General features: G+C 70.9%; 2 protein-coding genes. Both read left to right on the top strand.

Going from position 1 to position 1,693, the window contains the following annotated elements:
* Positions 1–896, top strand: an 896-nt coding sequence (locus ABD347_RS28065; protein ID WP_344366448.1) for a phosphopantetheine-binding protein, incomplete at its 5' end; no start/stop codon positions are given.
* Positions 897–903: 7 nt separating this feature from the next.
* The coding region (locus tag ABD347_RS28070; protein ID WP_344366450.1) for a beta-ketoacyl synthase N-terminal-like domain-containing protein at positions 904–1,693 on the top strand (790 nt) is incomplete at its 3' end.

Consider the following 1,693-nt stretch of genomic DNA (forward strand, 5'->3'; position numbering starts at 1 on the left):
ACTACGCGGCGGCCAACACCTTCCTGGACGCCCTCGCCCAGTACCGGCACGCCCAGGGGCTGCCCGCCACCTCCGTGGCCTGGGGCCTGTGGCAGCAGGACCGGGACCACGGCGGCATGGCGACCAGGCTCGACGAGACCAGCCAGGCGAGGTGGGCCAGGAACGGCTACCTGCCGGTCACCATGGAGCAGGGGCCCGCCATGCTCGACACGGCCCTCGCCCTCGGGCTGACCGCCCCCGTCGCCACGCCGTTCGACCTGGCCGCGATCCGCAGGACCGGAACCGTACCGCCGCTCTTCCGCGGCCTCGTCCGGCCCCCGGCCCGCCGCCGTGTGGCCGAGCACGCCGACGCGACCGAGCAGTCCTTGGAGCAGCGGCTGGCCGGACTGGCACCGGCCGAACGGCAGCGGATGCTCGCCGAGCTCGTACGCGGGGTGGTGGCCTCCGTCCTCGATCACACGAACCCGCAAGCCATCGGCGCCGAGCGCACCTTCCGGGAGCTGGGTTTCGACTCGCTCACCGCCGTGGAGCTCCGCAACCGGATGACCTCCGAGACGGGCGTCCGGCTGCCCGCGACGCTCGTGTACGACTACCCGACACCGGCCGCCCTCACGGAACACCTGCTGGCGGAACTGGTCCCGGCGCCGACCTTCTCGGAGACCTCGCTGCGGAGCGAGATCGCGCGCATCGAGGAGTTCCTGTCCGGCGCCGTGACGAGCGACGGCGAGAAGGCCCTCGCCGCCACTCACCTCCACGAACTGCTCTCCCGCTGGGGCGGGCCGATGGCTCAGCAGACCCCGGCGCCTCAGCCGGAAACCGACGAAGACGACTTCGATCTCGACTCCGCGACGGACGACGACCTCTTCCAACTCGTCGACGCCAACCGAAAGGACTGAACACGACATGTCGAACGAGGCAAAGCTCCGCGACTACCTCAAGCGGGCCATCGCCGATACGCGCGAGGCCCAGCAGCGGCTCCAGGAAGTCCAGGACGCGGCCGTCGAGCCGATCGCGATCGTGGGGATGGCGTGCCGGTATCCGGGTGGTGTTTCGTCGCCGGAGGATCTGTGGCGGTTGGTGGAGAGCGGGACCGACGCGATCGGTGATTTCCCGGACGATCGTGGTTGGGACGTGGAGGCGCTGTACGACCCGGAGCCGGGGACGTCGGGGCGTACGTACACGCGCAAGGGTGGGTTCCTGCACGGGGCGGGGGAGTTCGACGCCGGCTTCTTCGGGATCTCGCCGCGTGAGGCGTTGGCGATGGATCCGCAGCAGCGGTTGCTGCTGGAGGCGGCGTGGGAGGCGCTGGAGTACGCGGGTATCGACCCGCTGTCGCTGAAGGGCAGTGCGACCGGCGTCTTCGCGGGTGCCTCGACACAGGACTACGGACCGCAGTTCCACCGCCCGGTCCAGGGCCTCGACGGACATCTGCTCACCGGACGGCTGGCGAGCGTGATCTCGGGTCGGATCTCGTACGTGCTGGGGCTCGAGGGCCCGTCGGTGACGGTGGACACGGCGTGCTCGTCGTCGCTGGTGGCGGTGCACCAGGCCGTGCAGTCGCTCCGGCTGGGCGAGTCGACGATGGCGCTGGCCGGCGGCGCGATGGTCATGCCCACGGCCGGGACCTTCGTGGAGTTCGCTCAGCAGCGTGGGCTGTCGGTGGATGGCCGGTGTCGGGCGTTCGGTGCGGGTG

It is taken from the genome of Streptomyces gobitricini (genome assembly GCF_039532985.1).
Lineage (GTDB): Bacteria > Actinomycetota > Actinomycetes > Streptomycetales > Streptomycetaceae > Streptomyces > Streptomyces gobitricini.